The organism is Sarcina sp. DSM 11001 (assembly GCF_900101015.1).
GTDB lineage: Bacteria > Bacillota > Clostridia > Lachnospirales > Lachnospiraceae > CAG-791.
Window position 1 is genome coordinate 1 of sequence record NZ_FNFZ01000075.1, and the last position, 1,203, is coordinate 1,203.

Consider the following 1,203-nt stretch of genomic DNA (forward strand, 5'->3'; position numbering starts at 1 on the left):
GCGCTGTAATCGGCATAGGAGTCGTCCGCACCTGAAAGGGCATGGCTCCTCCCGCCGGTACCGTACTGATCCTTAAGATATTCCGCTCTTTCCTGGGTATCCTCATGCCTAAGGAAGAAGGAATATGTCGAGATGCGTCCGTCGGAATAAGGTCCCCCGGCAGCAAGGAAGGCGTCCGCCTCCTCCTGTGTGATGAAAACGGCATGCTCCTCCCAGGAAAATCCTTCCCTTGCATCGAAGGGGACTGCCTCCCTGGAGAACTGGCGGAACTGTGAAAGCATGCGGTTCGGGTTGTAATAAGGAAAGCGCATAAGGTCAGGAGATTCCGCATAAGCGGCAGCAAGACCCTCCAGGCGTTCCACAAGGTCTGCCAGATAGGCTGGATCATCAAGCTTTTCCGATACCTTCGTTACAGCATCGGGGAAGCCGCCTTCAAAGATGGATGTATCTTCAAAAACGATGTCCGCGATCCCGTCAGCAAGGTCGTGTTCCATATAGACAAGCGCGGTGGCGTGCTCACGCAGGGCGTTTCCCCTCGCAGCGTCAAGGACGGACTGAGGGGCATATTCACCTTGGGCAAGGAGCTGGCGGATCCTGCCGGAGACATCGTCCCATGACAGATAAGCCTTATCCATCAGAGGATCATCCACGGAGTGGCCTGCAGCAAACTTCATACCTGCTTCATCAAACCAGACACAATAATCCTTCCCTCCTATGACAAGCCCCTTCCCGCCTTTTCCGTACTCGCGCCGGATAAACTCTGCTGCATCCTCGGAAGACGGGTCTGTCATGAAGTGATAGATGATACGGAGCTGGCTGCGTGTACGATTACCGCCGGTGCGAAGAAACTCATCAATGACTTCCGGAGGAATGTTGGATTCACCGGCAAAAACAGCATCCATGCGTTCCTCGATCTGCCTTCTCTGCTGTGCAGCCGTCGGCAGGTCCGGAAAGGTGATGATCGGTGGAATAGAAAAAGCAGGGGACCTGGTGTCCTCTGCTTCGGGTGTTTCCTGTATTTCTGTTTTTTCTGGTCCGGAAGTTGATCCAGTCTCTGATCTGGCCGGACTTCCGGCAGCAGCTGTAATGTCTGTTTCATCGATATCATCCGTGTCGTCTTCGGAGATCAGCTGTACACCAATTCCCTCAGAACGGTCTCTTCCGCGCGGATCCGGATATTGTTCATCTGCTGTACCCAGGCCA

At 54.2% G+C, this 1,203-nt stretch carries 1 pseudogene; it reads right to left on the minus strand.

Annotated features, from left to right (window positions below):
• Nucleotides 1-1,203: pseudogene (locus tag BLT02_RS17475) on the minus strand (DNA methylase); the annotation flags it as partial.